The sequence below is a fragment of the Bradyrhizobium sp. Cp5.3 genome, assembly GCF_000426265.1.
GTDB lineage: Bacteria > Pseudomonadota > Alphaproteobacteria > Rhizobiales > Xanthobacteraceae > Bradyrhizobium > Bradyrhizobium neotropicale.
Map to the genome: position 1 here is coordinate 13316 of NZ_AUFA01000017.1, position 14961 is coordinate 28276.

Here is a 14961-nt window from a genome sequence, read left to right on the forward strand (position 1 = left end):
AACCGTGGCTTCACCAGCGTCCGATGGGCCGGGTCCGTCACCGCCACTCCAGTAGTCGTCCCCTAAAGGGGACTGACTAACTGGCGAACTGGCGGGAAATCGGACCTTCAAGCTCAACTGTCTCCGCCAGTTGTCGCCAGTTATTCGCCAGTTCATTCGAGACCATCCTCTTCGTCCGGCGCGGCAGCGACATCTACCGGCTCGAATGATCCCGCGACGATGAAGTTCCTGTTCTTACCGCTCTTGTCCTTGCGCTCATCGATCGACAAGAGCCTGATTTTGAACCACGTTTTAAGGATCGAGTTGAGGCGGGCCATGCTGGCAGGCTCATTCTCGCCGCGGAAGGAAACGTCTATGTTCAAATGCGGAGCGATGGCGTAGCCGAACCAGTTCGGCGAGCGGCTGTCCTCTCTGTACTCACCAGTCGCCGCCAGTTTTCTCGCCAGTTCCATGGTGTCTGTGGTGACGCCGGCGGAGTGATCCAGAGGCATCCACGAGCTGGCGACGGCGACCTCATCGCCACTGGGGAGTTTTTCGACCTCCAGCTTGATCCATTTCGCGCCCCCGATCGGTCCGTTGTTCGCCTTCCCGTTGGTGATCTTGATGTGTCGACGGCGCTCGCTTTCCGCGATGCCGAGCCTTTTTGCCTCTTCCGGGGTCATGAAGTTTAGGACCCTGGCCGAACGACATGCCCAGATTATCGCCGAGGCGCCGCGACCGTCATCGACGGTTGCATCGGCTAGTCCAGGTCTTGGCTTACCGGAGTGGTGAAGCAGCTCGCAGGCGGCGTTCGCTCCGATTGCGATCGCCCCAAAGCCCTCCTTGACCAAAAGGTCCATCTGCCCGTTGTTACTCTCCTCCAGACTGTGGAATGAGACCAGAGGATCGACAATCAGGACGTCTATGGCGTTGGCCTGCATGAAGTCGACGAAGAAGCGCTGGACCATCACGTTCACCGTCGGCTTGCTATTGACGATCGACGCCAGTCGAAGGGGGGTGCTCCGCACCGACTGAACGAAAAGCCCTCCTCCGAGATCGGATTGCTTTAATCCGTAGTGCGTGCAGATCGCCGCAACGCGTCGGTCGAGCTCAACTTGATCTTCTTCTCCATTGACAACCCACACCCGGAGACGGCCGGCGGGAAGTGGCTGCTTAGTTGCAAGGTCGAAGCCTGCCGAAAGCTGAACAGCCTCAAAAAGGGAATTGGTTGTCTTGGCTTTCCCGCCACCGGCAACATCAATGCTCACCGTTCCGCGAAAAAGATGCCCGTCTCGATCCAGACTTTCGCGCGCAGGAATGGCAGTCGGTTCCTGCCACCAAGGGCCAACCGTCTCACGGTATTCGAATGGAATGTCGTCCAGGTCATCATCCTCGTCGAATTCGGTCGCATCGGCCGAGATCGGCAACTCAGCGATTTTCTGCTCGACCTCGTCGATTTCAGGCGCATCTGCCCGGCCTCGAGGCGCGGCATGCTGGGGGGATTGCACCGGTGAACCGTCAGTTGGTGGAACGCCATCATCGACCACTCTACGGACGACGCGCTTGATCTGAGCCCGTGTTGTCATTGCGCCGCTTCCTCAAGCTGAAAATGTGGCCCATGGAGTTGCTTGCCGATTGCGTCAGCGAGTTCGAAGATTGCTTCGTTCTGGCAGTCCTCGCAGTCGATGCCGATCTTGTTCAGCTCGTCACACATTCGCTCGAGGACGCTCGTCAGGTAGGCCTCGGCTCTCTCCGGATCGAGCCCGCGCATCGCTCGCGCGTGATCTTCCACCAGTTTGCGACGCCTGCTGAAAGGAAACGGCACAAGCTCTGTCGCGCTCGCCGCCGCCGGCTCGTCTGGGGAGCGCAACACGAGCCGAAAGAGGATCACGTCACCCATCATTCACCTCCGAGAAGCAGAGAGCGTTGAACTCGGCGCTTACTTGCGGCTCGCAAGCGCGTTGCGCGGACGCTGGAGCACCGGCTGATGGCTGGCCATCGGCGCGAGCGGCCGCGAGGAACCGCACCCAACCGACCACCTCAGTGCGATTGCGCTCGATCTCGGTGATCTCAGCCGGACGCATCCCTATGGCGACGCCGTGCAGATCATTTCGGCGGCAAAAGCTGGCGAGATCGGAAGCGAGACCGATCAGGCGGCTTGCTCGTCCATAGGCGGTATCCGCCTTCAACATGTGCGGGGCTCCTTGTTGCTGAAGGTTTCGGAAGGGCGTGCCGCCCCAGGCCATGAAGACCCTGGGGCGGCACTGGCCGCGACCGTGCATCCGGGTCGCGCGCCCTGCGCCAAGGCGGCGGGAGACTGCCACCGCCGCCGGCAGCAAGCTCAAGCGGCGTTGTCAGCTTGGCCGGCGTTTCCGACGGCCGGCAAGCTCTTGAGATACGCTTGGTAGTTCTCGTGGGTAATGATCGTGCGGCGCCCGGCCTTCTGCGCGATCAGCTTCCCTTCCTTGATCGCCTTAAAGAGCGAGCTGCGTCCCAGAGGGCCCGCTTTCGCGAGTTCCTCGATCCCGTAAGCGGGTTTCACTTCCATTCTGCAATCTCCGTGCGTCATCGTTTATTGACGTGTGCGCACGGACCGTAGCGAAGCGGGATTAGACGTGAAGTGAAATGGATACCTTTTCTTAGGTGGGCAATTTCATCGGCTAGCCGCCGAAGTGGTCGAATATGTCCGAAGCGGCCAGACGCTCGCGGATGTGATCCTCCACGGGCTTGATGGCTCCCGTCGGGTCTGTGGGATCCGGAAATTGAAGATCCCTCCACGCCGCGACGAGAAAACGTCGGAAGTCGGCGCGGTCACCCTTGTTGAGCCATTGTCCACTAAATGGATACCAAGATCCGGCACAGCAAATCATGAACCAGTTGGTCAACGGCTCCGATGAAGACGGAGTATAATTGATCCGATATCGCTTGAGGTAGCGATCAACCTTCTCAGCGGCACCTCGCATTTCACCGAGCAACTCGTCCAGCACCCCCTCGGCGTGCTGTACGCTGTCCTTCAGCGTCCTGACTTCGTCACCGTTGCTGGCGGCATCATCTATGCGCGCGATGAGCGGCGCGATCTCGCCTGGTTTGCTCAACTGAACTCGACGCGCGGCTTCTCTAATTTCCAACAGATTGTTGTGAAGGGTCATCGCGTCGCGCCACCGGGAAGGCGCGGTCAACTCATCGCGAGCCCGAGCGATGGACATCGCGCCAGCAACGTCGGCCAGGCCGCGAGCATGCGCAACATTTTCAGCCGCGGAGCGTTGAATGGCAATTCCGCCGTTCTCAGTCATTGTGAGGATTACGTCATCAAGCTCGTAGTGACCGATTGGAGCGTGGTGATCCAACATGTCCTCGCGCCGGCCATTCCCAGCATTGTCAAACACCCATCGGTTGGATGGGAGGTTTCTCAAATCTCGCAGCCCCTTCGGGTCAGGTTTGCGCCTCGCCATGGGCTAACGACCTCTCGCTAGCGCTTTGGGAGAGCGGCGCAACTTCCTAATGTTTCCGAGTGAGCCTGGATTGAAGCGAGGGGCGTGATCGCGCACCGCCTGCGCTACGTACGATGGAGCGAGGTGGCCGTAGTGCTTCTCGACCATCCGTGTGGTTGAGTGGCCGAGGTTCTTCGCCACCACGATCAGCGGCATGCCGTTCATCACAGCGTGACTGGCCCAAGTATGGCGCAGTCCGTGGAAGTTGATCGGAGGTGTGATCTTGGCCCGCTTATTCGTTTCGCGGATCGGATCGGCCTGGTGATCGTCGAGCCATTTTGAGCCGTCCCCCTTCAGGAAGATCGGCTCTGACCCTCCCCGACCGGCGGTAATCTCCTCGAAGAAGTCGATACCATCCGCGCTCAGCACGATGTGCCGCGGCTTGCCCGTTTTAGGATCGGGCACCGAGAGTGTTCCGGCGTCGGAGTTGAAATCGGCCACGAGGAAGTCGCAGAGCTCGCCGTACCTAGCTCCGCTCTCCAAGGCACCCCTGACCAACTTGCGGAAGTCCTCGTCCGCCGCGTTGATGAAACGGGTCGCCTCTTCGAGGGACAGGTAACGAATGCGCGCGCTCTCTACGTTCCTGAACGGCTCGACGCTGCGCCACGCGCGATCGCTGGTGACGTGCTTATCCCGCCAGGATCGATTGAGCGCGGCCTTCAGAATTGTGAGAATGCGGTTTGCCGTCGACTTGCGCCGGCGCTCACGCTCCGGATCATCCTCGCTGAGACGGAACTTTTGTTCGCTGCCCCTCTTGGTCCGAACACGAGCCCGCGCTCTGGCCAGGCCGACGTGCCACTTCCGCACCTGATCGCCGGTCAGATCCTCGAGCTTGGTTTTTCCGAGACTAGGCAGAATGAATGCGTCGGCCGCGTACCGGGCCTCTTTCCCCGACTTCCGGTGGCTCTCCAGGAATTCGATGTAGCTGTCGATCGAGTCCTTCACGGTGCGCGGCGCGTCGGCGACACGCCCGTTGTGCGCTCGCTGGACCATTTGCTCGCGCGCCTTCCCCTGGGCCTGCCAGAAGCTCAGCACCGCGAGCCCATCGGGATCCGAGAGGTCATCAGCCGTGCCGAACGTGTCGGTCTCGTACCGATCTCCGTCCCCTAGATAATGGCGTACAACCCACTTCCCGGGGCCGCTGGACGGCTTGCGATAGCCAATCGCCAGTCCGGGCTCCAGCTGCCGCCAGTACGGCTTGCCGCGCGCCTTGAGCCGGCTGCGGGCCGTTCTCGTGTCCAATGTCGTGTCCAGCACTCTGCGCGCCATTTAGCCCCCTTGCCGCGTTGGAGAGCAGCCCCGTGTCCAGCAAAAGTCCAGTATATGGGGATGCACGCCCCCGAACGGTCAGAGACGATAATACACTATCTATATGATGTCATTGCTGATTTTTTGGATGTCCACGGACTTTGGCGAACGCTAATGCGTCCCTTTCACGGTGGAGAGAGCGGTTCGATTCCGCTAGGGAGCGCCAAATTTCCAAGACTCTTTTATTCCAGGGCATCCTCTCGCCGCTCAGGACGCGCGATTGAGGAAGATCGGCAGCCCCCGCTTGTTGGAATAGAGCGGACGGTAGCGCTCGGTGTTGTACGTGCTGGCGACGTCCAGCTTGCGCGGCCCGAGCCTGGCGTCGGGGATGGGCACGAGGTCGTAGCGGCCCTCGACCAGCGCTGACATCAGACCGGTCTTGCCTTCCAGGATGGCGTCATAGGCCATGTTGCCGAAAGTCAGGGCGACGAGCTTGTCGATGAAGTCAGGATCGCCCGATCGCAGGTCGTAGGTGAGATCGGAGACGATGGTCTCCTGGCCGGCGCGGCGCTTGATTTCGTCGGCGAGCACTTCGGCCACGCTTGTCCTCTTGCGGTGACCGTAGGCGTCAGGCTCGCCGTATTCCTGCATCTTGTAGCCCTCCCACTCGGCGCCTTCGCTCAGCACGATCAGCGCGTAGTTGCTTGGGTTGGCGCGCTTCTCCTCGAGCAGCAGTCGGATCATCTTGTCGAGATTGACTTTGTACTCCGGTATCACGCACCGGATCGAGGTCGCGTATGCGGTGTAGAGTGCCGTAAATCCGGCATCGCGGCCAAAGATGCGGAAAATGCCGATGCGCTCGTGCGAGCCGACGGTGGTGCGCTGCCGCTGGATCGCATCGCTGGCGCGGGTGATCGCGGTCGAGAAGCCGATGCAATACTCGGTGTTGCGGACGTCGTTGTCCATCGTCTTCGGGATGGCAATGATCTTGACGCCGAGTCCGTTGAGCTTGTCCGCATAGCTGAGCGTGTCGTCGCCGCCGATGGCGATCAGGTGTTCGATCCCGAGCCCCGACAGGTTCGCCAGGACCTGGCCGGTGAGGTCCCAGGTCTTCGTGGCGATTCCGCCCTTGGTGCTCTCCGAGACCGGAAGGTCTTGGCCAGCCAGATGATCGGGCGGCTTTTTCATCTTGGAGGGATTGGTGCGGCTCGAGTGCAGCACGGTACCGCCGCGTCGGTCGATGACGCGGGTGTTTTCGCGGTTGAGCGGTATGAGGTAGTGGGATTTGCTGGCGGGGTCGTCAAGGTTCAGATGCGTGAGGGCCTCCCAACCGCGGCGGAGGCCGACGACCTCGATGTCGTCCTCGCTGCCGCGATAGGTCACGGTCTTGATGATGGCGTTGAGGCCGGGGACGTCGCCGCCGCCGGTGAGAATGCCGATGCGTTTTCTCGTCACGCCCATCTCCCAGTATTGGCGTTTCGCAATAGCGCCTGCTTCACACGTTCCTTACTCGGCCGCTTCCGGCTTGCGCTCCTCGCGCAGACGAAAACGCTTCAGGAGTGCGGATACGGTGTCGCGGAAGCCGCCATACTCCAATTCGGAATAGGGCAGCATCGCAGCGCCCGACCAGCCTTGGCTGCGCATCTCGATTGCCTTGCTTTGCGCGCGCCGGCGCACCTCGTCCCACGCCGGATTGTCGAAGAAATCAGTATAGGACTCGGAGAAGCGGCCTTCCCTGTCGATCGAAAAGCCTGCGCAGGAAACGATCGGCAGGCAGTACATGCCAGTCACCGGTGTATTGAGCGGCACCGGCATCAGCGGCATCACGTGCGAGCCGCGCGCATCGCCACCCACGAAGTGCGCCTTGGCGAAGGGAGAGACGATTTCCTCGGGCGCCGGGAAAATTCCCTGGTTCCTGATGATCGCGACCGGGTCATCCTTGCCGGTGTACTTGCCTGCGATCGCGTGAAGACGCTGCGCCGACACGGCGGCGGCAACCTCGCCATATGTTTGAGAAACGATGCGATCGACGCCAAAGCGCTCGTTGTCGCGGAGCAGCGCGGCAATCTGGTAGTTGTCCGCGGGCGCATCGAGCTCGATGACGCTGTCGCCCGCGGTGTGATCCATGTCGATGACATGGAAACGGAATCCCTTGATCATCGGAGGCAGCATCAGCCCCGCGCAATACATGGGATCGGCGAAGGCGAGGTAGAGCGGCAGGTTGTAGGCGCCGGGGCCGCACTTGTCGGCGGCAAACACCATGAAGGATTCCGCCGGTCTCGGGGCCAAGAGGTTATGGTCGAAGCTGAGTTCGGCGACGCCCGGACCGGCGCCGCGAATGTTCCCGGAAGGTGCGTCTGCGAGGAGATCCTGGCCAGCGCCGTAGAGACCGGACGTCTTCGCAACCGACGTCGCCGCGAGAAACGTCTGCCAGGCGAATTGATGGATCTCGGGATGCCCCTCACCCCGCGTGTGAGTCATGATGATCGCAATGTCGTCGCCGGTGTGACAGACAAAGCCGTCGATCAATAGACCATTGCAGATCGCCTTCGCGACCCCACCTTCGACGGCTGCCATCATCCGCGAAGACGGTTTTGTGTGCCCGCCAATAGAGCCAACGTCAGCCTTAATGACAGAAATGGTGAGTCTCATGAGCGTTCCTCCCCGTGCAAGCACAGCGCCTCGGCCTCGGCGCTTGCTGCGCCGGGGCGACGGCGCTGCTCATTCGCGGAAACGAACGTCTGATCTAGCGATTAGGTTCCACCTGGAGGCAATAGATATCTGGACCGCAATCTTGCGGCGGTCCCCGAGAGCGTTTCTGTAGCCGCCTTAGATCAAGCGTCTTACTCAACAGCTTCGATACTTTGGAGGCCGGCCAGTCGACGAATTGAGGCCATGGCCGCCGCGTCAAAGCTAGCACTTGATTTCCTGCTGCGACGGGCGACAATGACGTCGCGCTAGCTTCCGGTACTGAACTCCACATAAGACGGGGAAAACCTGCTTGGCCAAGGCAATACCGTCGCTGCGCGGGAGGTACCGTTATGACGGTAGGGTTCAAGCGCTGGCTCCGGCGCCGACACGCCGCCGGTCGTATCTCCGTTGCGATTGCGAGCGATGTAATCGCGCCGCTGCTCTACGCAGAATTCACACTCTATCGCAGCGCACTAGCCGCCACGGCGCTGCGAGTGGAAACGTATCGGGTCGGCGAAAACGAGCGCAGGCGTTGAACCACGGAGGCGCGCTAGACTGAAAGGTACTCCAAGCCGGCGTAAGACTGGCCGAAGCATTAGCTCAGACACACCGAGGGAGGGATGCATGACGACGGTAACGCGGCGCAATGTCCTCAAGGGTGGTACCGCGCTTGTGGGCGGCATGGCCGGCATCCTGGCGACCGGCAGGGCGCCCGCCTATGCGCAAGCCGCCACGGTGCACTGGCTGCGCTGGACCGACTTCGTTCCGGCTTCTGATCAGCTTCTGCGCAACGAAATCGCCAAGGAGGGCGAGAAGGCGCTCGGCATCAAGCTCAATATAGAGACCATCAACGCCAACGATATCCAGGCCCGCATCACCTCGGCGATCCAGTCGGGGTCAGGCCCCGACATCGTCTGCGTCCTCAACAATTGGGGTCAACTTTACGGCGAGAGCGTCATAGAGGTCAGCGACATCGCTGAGGCACTCGGCAAGGATCAGGGCGGCTTCTACGAAACTTCTCGCGCTGTCGCCAATGACGGCAAGAGATGGATCGCGGTGCCGTGGTGCATCGTCGGCCTGCAGATCGCATACCGAAAGTCTTGGTTTGCCGAGATCGGCTACACGGATGGAAAATTTCCCCAGACGTGGGAGGAGTATCGCGAAGCCGGCAAGAAGCTGAAGGCGAAGGGACGGCCCATAGGCCAAACGCTGGGTCACACCTTCGGCGATGCGCCCGCCTTCGCTTACCCCTACCTGTGGTCCTGGGGCGGCAAGGAGGTCGAAGCGGACGGCAAGACGGTTGTGCTGAATACCCCAGCAACGGTCGAGTCGGTGAAGTTCATGGTGGGCTTCTGGAAGGACGCCCATGATGAAGGCGGGCTCGCCTGGGACGATTCCAACAACAACCGCGCATTTCTGTCCGGGACGTGCAGCGCCACGCTCAATGGAGCCTCGATCTACATTGAGGCTCTGCGCAAGCCGGATACCTACAAGACGGAGGCAGGCGGGCAACTGAAGGACGACATCCTTCATGCCGCACTGCCCAAGGGCCCCGGCGGGCAGTTCAGCTATCACGTCCCGTTCTCGAACCTCCTAATGGGTTATTCGAAGAACCAGGATGCGGCGAAGAAATTCCTTGGCTGGATTCACTCCAAGGACGTCTACGACAAGTGGTTCGCCTCCCAGAAGGGCTACTCGGTCGGTCCGACCACGGATTGGGAAAAACACAAGCTGTGGGGCGACGACCCGGTCATGCTGCCCTACAAGCAAGCGGCGCGCACAGGGCGCTTCGCTGGCTACGAAGGGCCCTCTACGCGCAAAGCAGCCGAGGTCGTAACCAAGTACATCATCGTTGATATGTACGCAAAAGCCGTCCAAGGCATGCCCGCCGAGGATGCCGTGAAGTGGGCAGAGGCTGAGCTCAAGAGGGTCTACGTCCGAGATTAAGCCGTCCCTCTCCCCATTTTCGTCTGGCAAGGGAATCTTCCGGCCGACGAGGATCGAACATGTCGATAAGCGCGGTTTCCACCACCACGCTCCGCGAGGCGCCCCCTCCCAGGCGACAGCGTTTGCTCGAGGACGAGCGCTGGCTGGCGTTCGTGTTGCTGGCGCCGACCATCGTGCTGCTCGGCATGTTCATTGCCTATCCCTTCATTCGAGGGATATTGCTGTCGGTCACCAGCTCGCGCGTCGGTATGCCCGGCGACTTCGTCGGCCTCGCCAACTTCTACAAGATCTTCAATGACGGGATCTTTCGTACCGCCGTTTACAACACCTTCCTCTATACGGGCGTGACCACCGTCTTCAAGCTGGGGCTCGGGCTGTGGCTGGCCATGCTGCTCAACCGCAATTTCCGCGGCAAGGCTTTTATCCGTGCTTTCATCCTGCTGCCGTTCATTATTCCGACCGTGCTCTCGACTTTCGCCTGGAAGTGGATGTTCGACCCGACGTTCAGCGTTCTCAATTGGCTCCTCTACCATCTCGGTTTGATCACCGGTCGGATCAATTGGCTGGGCGATCCGGACCTCGCCATGATCTCGATTATCATCGTCAACATCTGGCGCGGGGTGCCGTTCTTCGCCATCAGTCTGCTTGCCGGCTTGCAGACAATCAGTCCCGAGCTCAACGAGGCCGCCGCGATTGACGGCGCCAAGCCGTGGCAGCGGTTCTGGCACATCACCTGGCCGCTGCTGCTGCCCGTGACCATGGTCGTGATGCTGTTCTCAGTGATTCAGACGTTCGCTGACTTTCAGATCGTCTATGTGATGACGGGCGGCGGACCAGCCAATGCAACGCACCTGTTCGCCACCTACGCTTATCAGATCGGCATCGGCACCGGCCTCTTGAGCGAGGGCGCCGCCATCTCGCTCGCAATGTTTCCGGTCCTGCTTCTGGTCGTCATCATCCAGCTTCTCTACATCCGCCGCGTGGAGGTCCGCTGAGCCATGATCGAAGGTGCAAGGTGGCGAAAGTGGGTGTTCTTCTACGTCCCCCTGGCGCTGTTCCTGCTTTTCCTGCTGTTCCCGTTCTACTGGATGGTGATCACCTCGGTGCGGCCGGACGGCGAGCTTTACCGGCCCTGGAATTCGAGCAACTACAATCCGTTCTGGACTTGGAAACCGACCTGGGACCATGTCAGGTACTTGTTCGAGGAGACGCTGTTCGCATCGTGGCTGTGGAACACGACGTTCATCGCGCTCGCGTCAACCGCTATCTCGCTCGTGTGCGGCGTGTTCGCCGGCTATGCTCTGTCGCGGCTGAACTTTCCATTTGCCGGCAGCCTGGGCACCGGCATCTTCATTACTTACCTGGTACCTCAGACGCTGCTGTTCATTCCGCTGGCAGAGATCATACGCAACTATCGGCTGGGTGACACGCCTTGGTCACTGATTCTGACCTATCCGACCTTTCTTACTCCGTTCTGCACCTGGCTCATGATGGGCTACTTCAAGGCGGTACCCAAGGAGCTAGAGGAATGCGCGCGCATTGACGGCGCCTCGCGCTGGCAGGCCATGCTCTACATCGTCATCCCGGTGGCGGTCCCGGGCATCCTCTCGGCCGGCATCTTCGCTTTCACGCTGTCTTGGAACGAGTTCATCTATGCGCTCGTCTTCCTGTCCTCGCCCGAGCAGAAGACTGTGCCGGTCGGCGTCACATCGGAGCTGATCCGCGGAGATGTATTTTACTGGGGACCGCTGATGGCTGGGGCCCTGCTTGGATCGATACCGGTTGCTATCGCCTATTCGTTCTTCGTCGAGCATTACGTCGCAGGATTGACCGGATCAGTGAAGGGCTGAGAGCACTCAGGATTATGGGGATTCGAAAGCGCTTACGCAGACTGCGCATGGACCGTTGGGATGCAGGTGGAAGCGAATGGGCCAGGTCGTCCTCAAGGGGATCAACAAGTTCTTTGACAGCGTGCACGCTGTCAAAGACGTCAATCTGCAGATCCGCGACAAAGAGTTCATGGTGTTCGTCGGCCCCTCCGGCTGTGGCAAGACGACGACGCTCAGGATGATCGCCGGGCTTGAAGCGATCAGTTCCGGCGACATTTCGATCGACGGCAACGTGGTCAATGGATTGGCACCCATGGACCGGGACATTGCCATGGTGTTCCAGAACTACGCCCTGTACCCGCACATGAGCGTGTACGACAACATGGCGTTCGGCCTGAAGATGCGCAAATTCGAAAAGCCCGAGATTGACAAGCGCGTGCTGGAGGCGGCTGACATCCTCGGCATCGGCGAACTGCTAAAGCGCAGGCCACGCCAGCTTTCAGGCGGCCAGCGCCAGCGCGTTGCGTTAGGCCGCGCTATCGTGCGCCACCCCCGCGTGTTCCTGTTCGACGAGCCGCTGTCGAACCTCGATGCCAAACTGCGGGTGCAGATGCGCGTTGAGCTCAAGAAGCTGCATCTGCGTCTCGGCACTACAGCCATTTACGTTACCCACGATCAGGTCGAAGCCATGACGCTAGGTGACCGGGTCGTCGTCATGAAGGACGGCGTGGTGCAGCAGGTGGGGGAGCCGCTCGAGCTGTACAATCGGCCCGCCAACAAGTTCGTCGCCGGCTTCATCGGCTCCCCGGCCATGAATTTCGCCGCCGTTACTGTGACCGAGGCGAACGGATCGCTGATCGCCGAGAACTCCGGCCTGCGCATCAAGCTGCCGGACGAGGCCGCCCAGCGGCTGCGCGGCCATATCGGACGCAAGGTCATGCTCGGCGTGCGTCCAGAGGACCTCACCGTGGCGGGTAGCGTTGATCTCGGCCACCCATGCTTCGATGCTGTGATTGAGGTGGTCGAGCAACTCGGCTCGGAAATCCTGCTCGATATGAAGGTCGGCGAGAGCATCATGGTGGCGAGCGTCGAGCCGACCGCGAGCGTGAGGGTGGGCGACAAGCTGCGCGTTGCCATGCGGCCCACCAGGCTTCACGTTTTTGACGCGCAGACCGAGGCGGCCATCTAACGCCGGCAGTTGGCCAATTTATTCCGAGTGTCCCGCCATTCCATCGACTGCGGCGGTTGCGACGATCTCTTGCACATTCCCGGAATTTTCGCTGCCGTCGGCTGGCGTAAAGCCGTTGGCAGCCCGTGAACCTCTCACCCCCGTGGTCTCGACAAAGGTCCGCTTCCGGCCGCTACGGCGGATACAAGGGCATGCGGACCATGGAGCAGCGCAAATCCACCTCGGACGATCAAGCCGGCGCCCCCTGGACGGAGACGGCGCTGCTTATTCGCGGAAACGAACGTCTGATGCGAAGAGACCGGTCGTGGAGAACTCAGCGCGGGATCTCTGCGATATATTCGTCCGGCAGTCCTATCTTTCGCGCCACGGCTTGCAGCGCCGCCGCATATTCCGGGTTGCCGATCGGACCCTGCGGCGCAGCAGGCAGATTGAAACAAAGCGCGAGCTCGGCGGTGCCGTCGGTCAGCCGCGCCAGCACCGGCTCAGGTCGATACGCCGCGACGCTGGGCTCCGAATACAGCTGGTCGACCTCGGCATGGGTGAGCCGCATGATCGTGCCGTAGACTCGCCCCTCTCCGCCCGGGCGCAACGTCGCCCGCGCAGCGAGTATTAGCGCAAAGCGCTCGACAAAGGCCTGCCTGGGCCGGGATGGCCGCAGCCCCTTCGCTTCAAGGGCCTCAGGGTCCATGAACAATCCGTAGAAGAAGATCGTCACCTGCTCCGCCAAGTTGTCCTCCACACTCTCCACCTGCCCTTGCCGCCAAAGACATGCGGCCATCCACACGCAGCCGGCTGCCAACAGCAGTCCATGGGCAACGCGAAGGGGCTGCGCGCCGAAGAATTGCGGAATGTACAGGGAGATCCCGACGGCGAAGGGAATGCCGCTTGCCTTCGGATAGCGACAGGAGCGCCAAAGCGCCGTTGCGGTCACAATTGCGGAGGCGGCAAGCAGCAGCAGGCCGGCAAGGAACATCACAAGGCCCGGGCCGGAACGGATAACCTCCGCTAAGCCGAGCGGAGCGTCAGAGTGCAACCGCAGCGCTTCCTGCCCGAGCGCATGAAGGCCATAGGTTTCTCCGCCGTAGAACGGCAGCGTAAAGCCAATGCCGACCATGCTCAGGACGACGGCGACAAAGAGCAGGCGTTCGGCTGACGTCCCGAGTAGAGAACGTTGCAGCCCGAGCAAGCCCAGCGGCAACAGGGTGAACGCAACAATGGCAAGCATGTGCGAAGCCAGCCATGCCCCGGAGCCAAAGGCCGCAGCGCCCAGCAACGACCTCTCGTCGGAGAACGGGCGAAGTGCCGGGTAGATCAAGAACAGAATCCCGGAGATGGCAAGAGCGCCGGCGCCGCAGCGGATACGGCTCGCAAACATCGGTTCCTCGAAGGCACTTACATGAGCAGCAGGCCGCGACCTCGCGGCCACGACGATCGGGATGGCTTTTCGCAAATCCGGACGGTTCATCATAGGCCTACGGCCGAGCAATAGTGCTCATCTTCATCGGTCCGGGCCCGCTATTCCATCGGCCGTGGTTGTTGCGACGATCTTTTGCGATCCCGGAGCACTCACGACCGCCTCGCCAGTGCGATCCGCAGGTATCCAGTGAACCTCCCACCCCCTCGGGCTCGACAAAGGTCTGCTTGCGGCCGCAACGGCGAATGCAAGGTAGAAGGAACCATGGAGCAGGGTAAATCTGCCTCGGACGGTCCAACTGGCGCTCCCTCGACGGCGGCGGCGCTGCCGCTTTGGCTGCGCGCCCCCAAGACGCAGCTTGCACTGGGCCGGCGCGCCACCATGCTGGAGCACATGGCGCGGGCGAGGTCGCAATCTCAGCGCCAGGCTGCAATGTCCCCGACCGCGCCGGAACCGCCACACAAGAGCGGCCACGACCTCTTCGCCGACTTCCTTGGCAACATGGTCATGTTCGGCATCATCGGACTCCTGTTCCAGTCGCGCTTCCCCCTCTACCTTGGTCTGTACTCCTTCTTCACCGACGAGGAGCGCGTCGAATGGGCATTCCGAAAAATCGGCATCCGGTTCGAGCCCGAGACGATCGGCCCAGATCTCCTCAAGTGCTTCGTGTCCTGGTTGGGATGGATTTGGTTGCTCGCCTCCTGGAAGGACTCGGCGCCTGCGTGGCTCGCGCCATGGATGCCCCCGTCCGCGTCATGGCCCTTCATTGGCGGCGCGGCCTTTGTGTTCGCCATCGTCGAGGCAATCTCGACGGCGATGATGCGGCGCGCGTTGCCGTGGCTTGGACTGGAGATCAGGCCGGACAGCCTGGGCTGGACAGCGATCAAATTCCTCGCCGGCGCCGGCCTGCTGGCTACGCTGATTTCCTTCGACAACGCCACGTCGATAATCACCAACTTGCTCGCACGCTTGTGAACCGCTTCCCGCGATCATCACCTTGCTCGGCAACTGGGCGCTGGACGACATCCGCCGCGTCGACGGCGTCCTCGCCGGTCGCTGCGACAGTTAGCCCTTCACGATCTCGCGCGCGTTTACCCGAAATTTACCCCTGCTCATGAGCGGCGGTATCATTTGCTTAGAATTTGCCGGCTACCGTGGAAATACGGAATCAAT

At 61.1% G+C, this 14961-nt stretch carries 14 protein-coding genes; 5 read left to right on the forward strand and 9 right to left on the reverse strand.

Annotated elements, in window-relative coordinates; all coding sequences use genetic code 11:
- Nucleotides 1-152: 152 nt before the first annotated feature.
- The 8 genes from K289_RS48840 to K289_RS0122310 all read right to left on the reverse strand — a co-directional run bounded on the left by K289_RS48840 (nt 153) and on the right by K289_RS0122310 (nt 7370).
- Nucleotides 153-1565, reverse strand: coding sequence for an AAA family ATPase (locus tag K289_RS48840; RefSeq protein ID WP_084788683.1), 1413 nt, complete (start codon nt 1563-1565; stop codon nt 153-155).
- Nucleotides 1562-1879 carry a DUF6074 family protein gene (locus K289_RS0122280; RefSeq protein WP_156918121.1) on the reverse strand — a complete coding sequence of 106 codons (318 nt, stop codon included), beginning with the start codon at nt 1877-1879 and terminating at the stop codon, nt 1562-1564. The genes K289_RS48840 and K289_RS0122280 overlap by 4 nt, the downstream gene beginning before the upstream one ends.
- On the reverse strand, nt 1872-2225 hold the full coding sequence (locus K289_RS0122285) for a hypothetical protein (RefSeq protein WP_156918122.1): 354 nt from the start codon (nt 2223-2225) through the stop codon (nt 1872-1874). Before K289_RS0122285 ends, K289_RS0122280 begins: the two co-directional genes overlap by 8 nt.
- A gap of 95 nt (nt 2226-2320) precedes the next feature.
- On the reverse strand, nt 2321-2527 hold the full coding sequence (locus K289_RS0122290; protein WP_027553563.1) for a hypothetical protein: 207 nt from the start codon (nt 2525-2527) through the stop codon (nt 2321-2323).
- Nucleotides 2528-2639: 112 nt separating this feature from the next.
- On the reverse strand, nt 2640-3329 hold the full coding sequence (locus K289_RS0122295) for a hypothetical protein (protein ID WP_156918123.1): 690 nt from the start codon (nt 3327-3329) through the stop codon (nt 2640-2642).
- A gap of 105 nt (nt 3330-3434) precedes the next feature.
- Nucleotides 3435-4739 (reverse strand): site-specific integrase, encoded by a 1305-nt coding sequence (locus tag K289_RS44890; protein WP_084788684.1) that lies wholly within the window; start codon nt 4737-4739, stop codon nt 3435-3437.
- 246 nt (nt 4740-4985) lie between these two features.
- The gene (locus K289_RS0122305) at nt 4986-6179 is read right to left on the reverse strand and encodes a 6-phosphofructokinase (RefSeq protein WP_035685462.1); all 1194 of its coding nucleotides are present in this window, start codon (nt 6177-6179) and stop codon (nt 4986-4988) included.
- A 45-nt stretch (nt 6180-6224) separates the two neighbouring features.
- Nucleotides 6225-7370: a fructose-1,6-bisphosphatase gene (locus K289_RS0122310; RefSeq protein WP_027553566.1), complete on the reverse strand. Its 1146-nt coding sequence runs from the start codon at nt 7368-7370 to the stop codon at nt 6225-6227.
- A gap of 663 nt (nt 7371-8033) precedes the next feature.
- Here K289_RS0122310 and K289_RS0122315 point away from each other — a divergent pair.
- The 4 genes from K289_RS0122315 (at nt 8034) to K289_RS0122330 (ending at nt 12374) form a co-directional block, all read left to right on the forward strand.
- Nucleotides 8034-9356 (forward strand): ABC transporter substrate-binding protein, encoded by a 1323-nt coding sequence (locus tag K289_RS0122315; protein ID WP_027553567.1) that lies wholly within the window; start codon nt 8034-8036, stop codon nt 9354-9356.
- Between the two features lie 59 nt (nt 9357-9415).
- A complete protein-coding gene (locus K289_RS0122320; protein ID WP_027553568.1) occupies nt 9416-10351 on the forward strand; it encodes a carbohydrate ABC transporter permease in 936 nt (311 codons plus the stop codon).
- Nucleotides 10352-10354: 3 nt separating this feature from the next.
- Nucleotides 10355-11206 carry a carbohydrate ABC transporter permease gene (locus K289_RS0122325; protein WP_027553569.1) on the forward strand — a complete coding sequence of 284 codons (852 nt, stop codon included), beginning with the start codon at nt 10355-10357 and terminating at the stop codon, nt 11204-11206.
- Nucleotides 11207-11282: 76 nt separating this feature from the next.
- Nucleotides 11283-12374 (forward strand): ABC transporter ATP-binding protein, encoded by a 1092-nt coding sequence (locus tag K289_RS0122330; RefSeq protein ID WP_027553570.1) that lies wholly within the window; start codon nt 11283-11285, stop codon nt 12372-12374.
- A gap of 313 nt (nt 12375-12687) precedes the next feature.
- Here the strand turns inward: K289_RS0122330 and K289_RS48845 are convergent, their stop codons facing one another.
- Nucleotides 12688-13839 (reverse strand): gamma-glutamylcyclotransferase family protein, encoded by a 1152-nt coding sequence (locus K289_RS48845; protein WP_156918124.1) that lies wholly within the window; start codon nt 13837-13839, stop codon nt 12688-12690.
- Nucleotides 13840-13977: 138 nt separating this feature from the next.
- On the opposite strand from K289_RS48845, the gene K289_RS52090 reads away from it, so the two are divergent.
- The gene (locus K289_RS52090; RefSeq protein ID WP_156918125.1) at nt 13978-14763 is read left to right on the forward strand and encodes a hypothetical protein; all 786 of its coding nucleotides are present in this window, start codon (nt 13978-13980) and stop codon (nt 14761-14763) included.
- Nucleotides 14764-14961 lie beyond the last annotated feature (198 nt).

Bases quoted from the DNA above. Each gene is read 5' to 3' on its own strand.
- K289_RS48840 (WP_084788683.1), bottom strand. From the start codon at position 1,565: ATGACAACACGGGCTCAGATCAAGCGCGTCGTCCGTAGAGTGGTCGAT.
- K289_RS0122280 (WP_156918121.1), bottom strand. From the start codon at position 1,879: ATGGGTGACGTGATCCTCTTTCGGCTCGTGTTGCGCTCCCCAGACGAG.
- K289_RS0122285 (WP_156918122.1), bottom strand. From the start codon at position 2,225: ATGGCCTGGGGCGGCACGCCCTTCCGAAACCTTCAGCAACAAGGAGCC.
- K289_RS0122290 (WP_027553563.1), bottom strand. From the start codon at position 2,527: ATGGAAGTGAAACCCGCTTACGGGATCGAGGAACTCGCGAAAGCGGGC.
- K289_RS0122295 (WP_156918123.1), bottom strand. From the start codon at position 3,329: ATGTTGGATCACCACGCTCCAATCGGTCACTACGAGCTTGATGACGTA.
- K289_RS44890 (WP_084788684.1), bottom strand. From the start codon at position 4,739: ATGGCGCGCAGAGTGCTGGACACGACATTGGACACGAGAACGGCCCGC.
- K289_RS0122305 (WP_035685462.1), bottom strand. From the start codon at position 6,179: ATGGGCGTGACGAGAAAACGCATCGGCATTCTCACCGGCGGCGGCGAC.
- K289_RS0122310 (WP_027553566.1), bottom strand. From the start codon at position 7,370: ATGAGACTCACCATTTCTGTCATTAAGGCTGACGTTGGCTCTATTGGC.
- K289_RS0122315 (WP_027553567.1), top strand. From the start codon at position 8,034: ATGACGACGGTAACGCGGCGCAATGTCCTCAAGGGTGGTACCGCGCTT.
- K289_RS0122320 (WP_027553568.1), top strand. From the start codon at position 9,416: ATGTCGATAAGCGCGGTTTCCACCACCACGCTCCGCGAGGCGCCCCCT.
- K289_RS0122325 (WP_027553569.1), top strand. From the start codon at position 10,355: ATGATCGAAGGTGCAAGGTGGCGAAAGTGGGTGTTCTTCTACGTCCCC.
- K289_RS0122330 (WP_027553570.1), top strand. From the start codon at position 11,283: ATGGGCCAGGTCGTCCTCAAGGGGATCAACAAGTTCTTTGACAGCGTG.
- K289_RS48845 (WP_156918124.1), bottom strand. From the start codon at position 13,839: ATGAACCGTCCGGATTTGCGAAAAGCCATCCCGATCGTCGTGGCCGCG.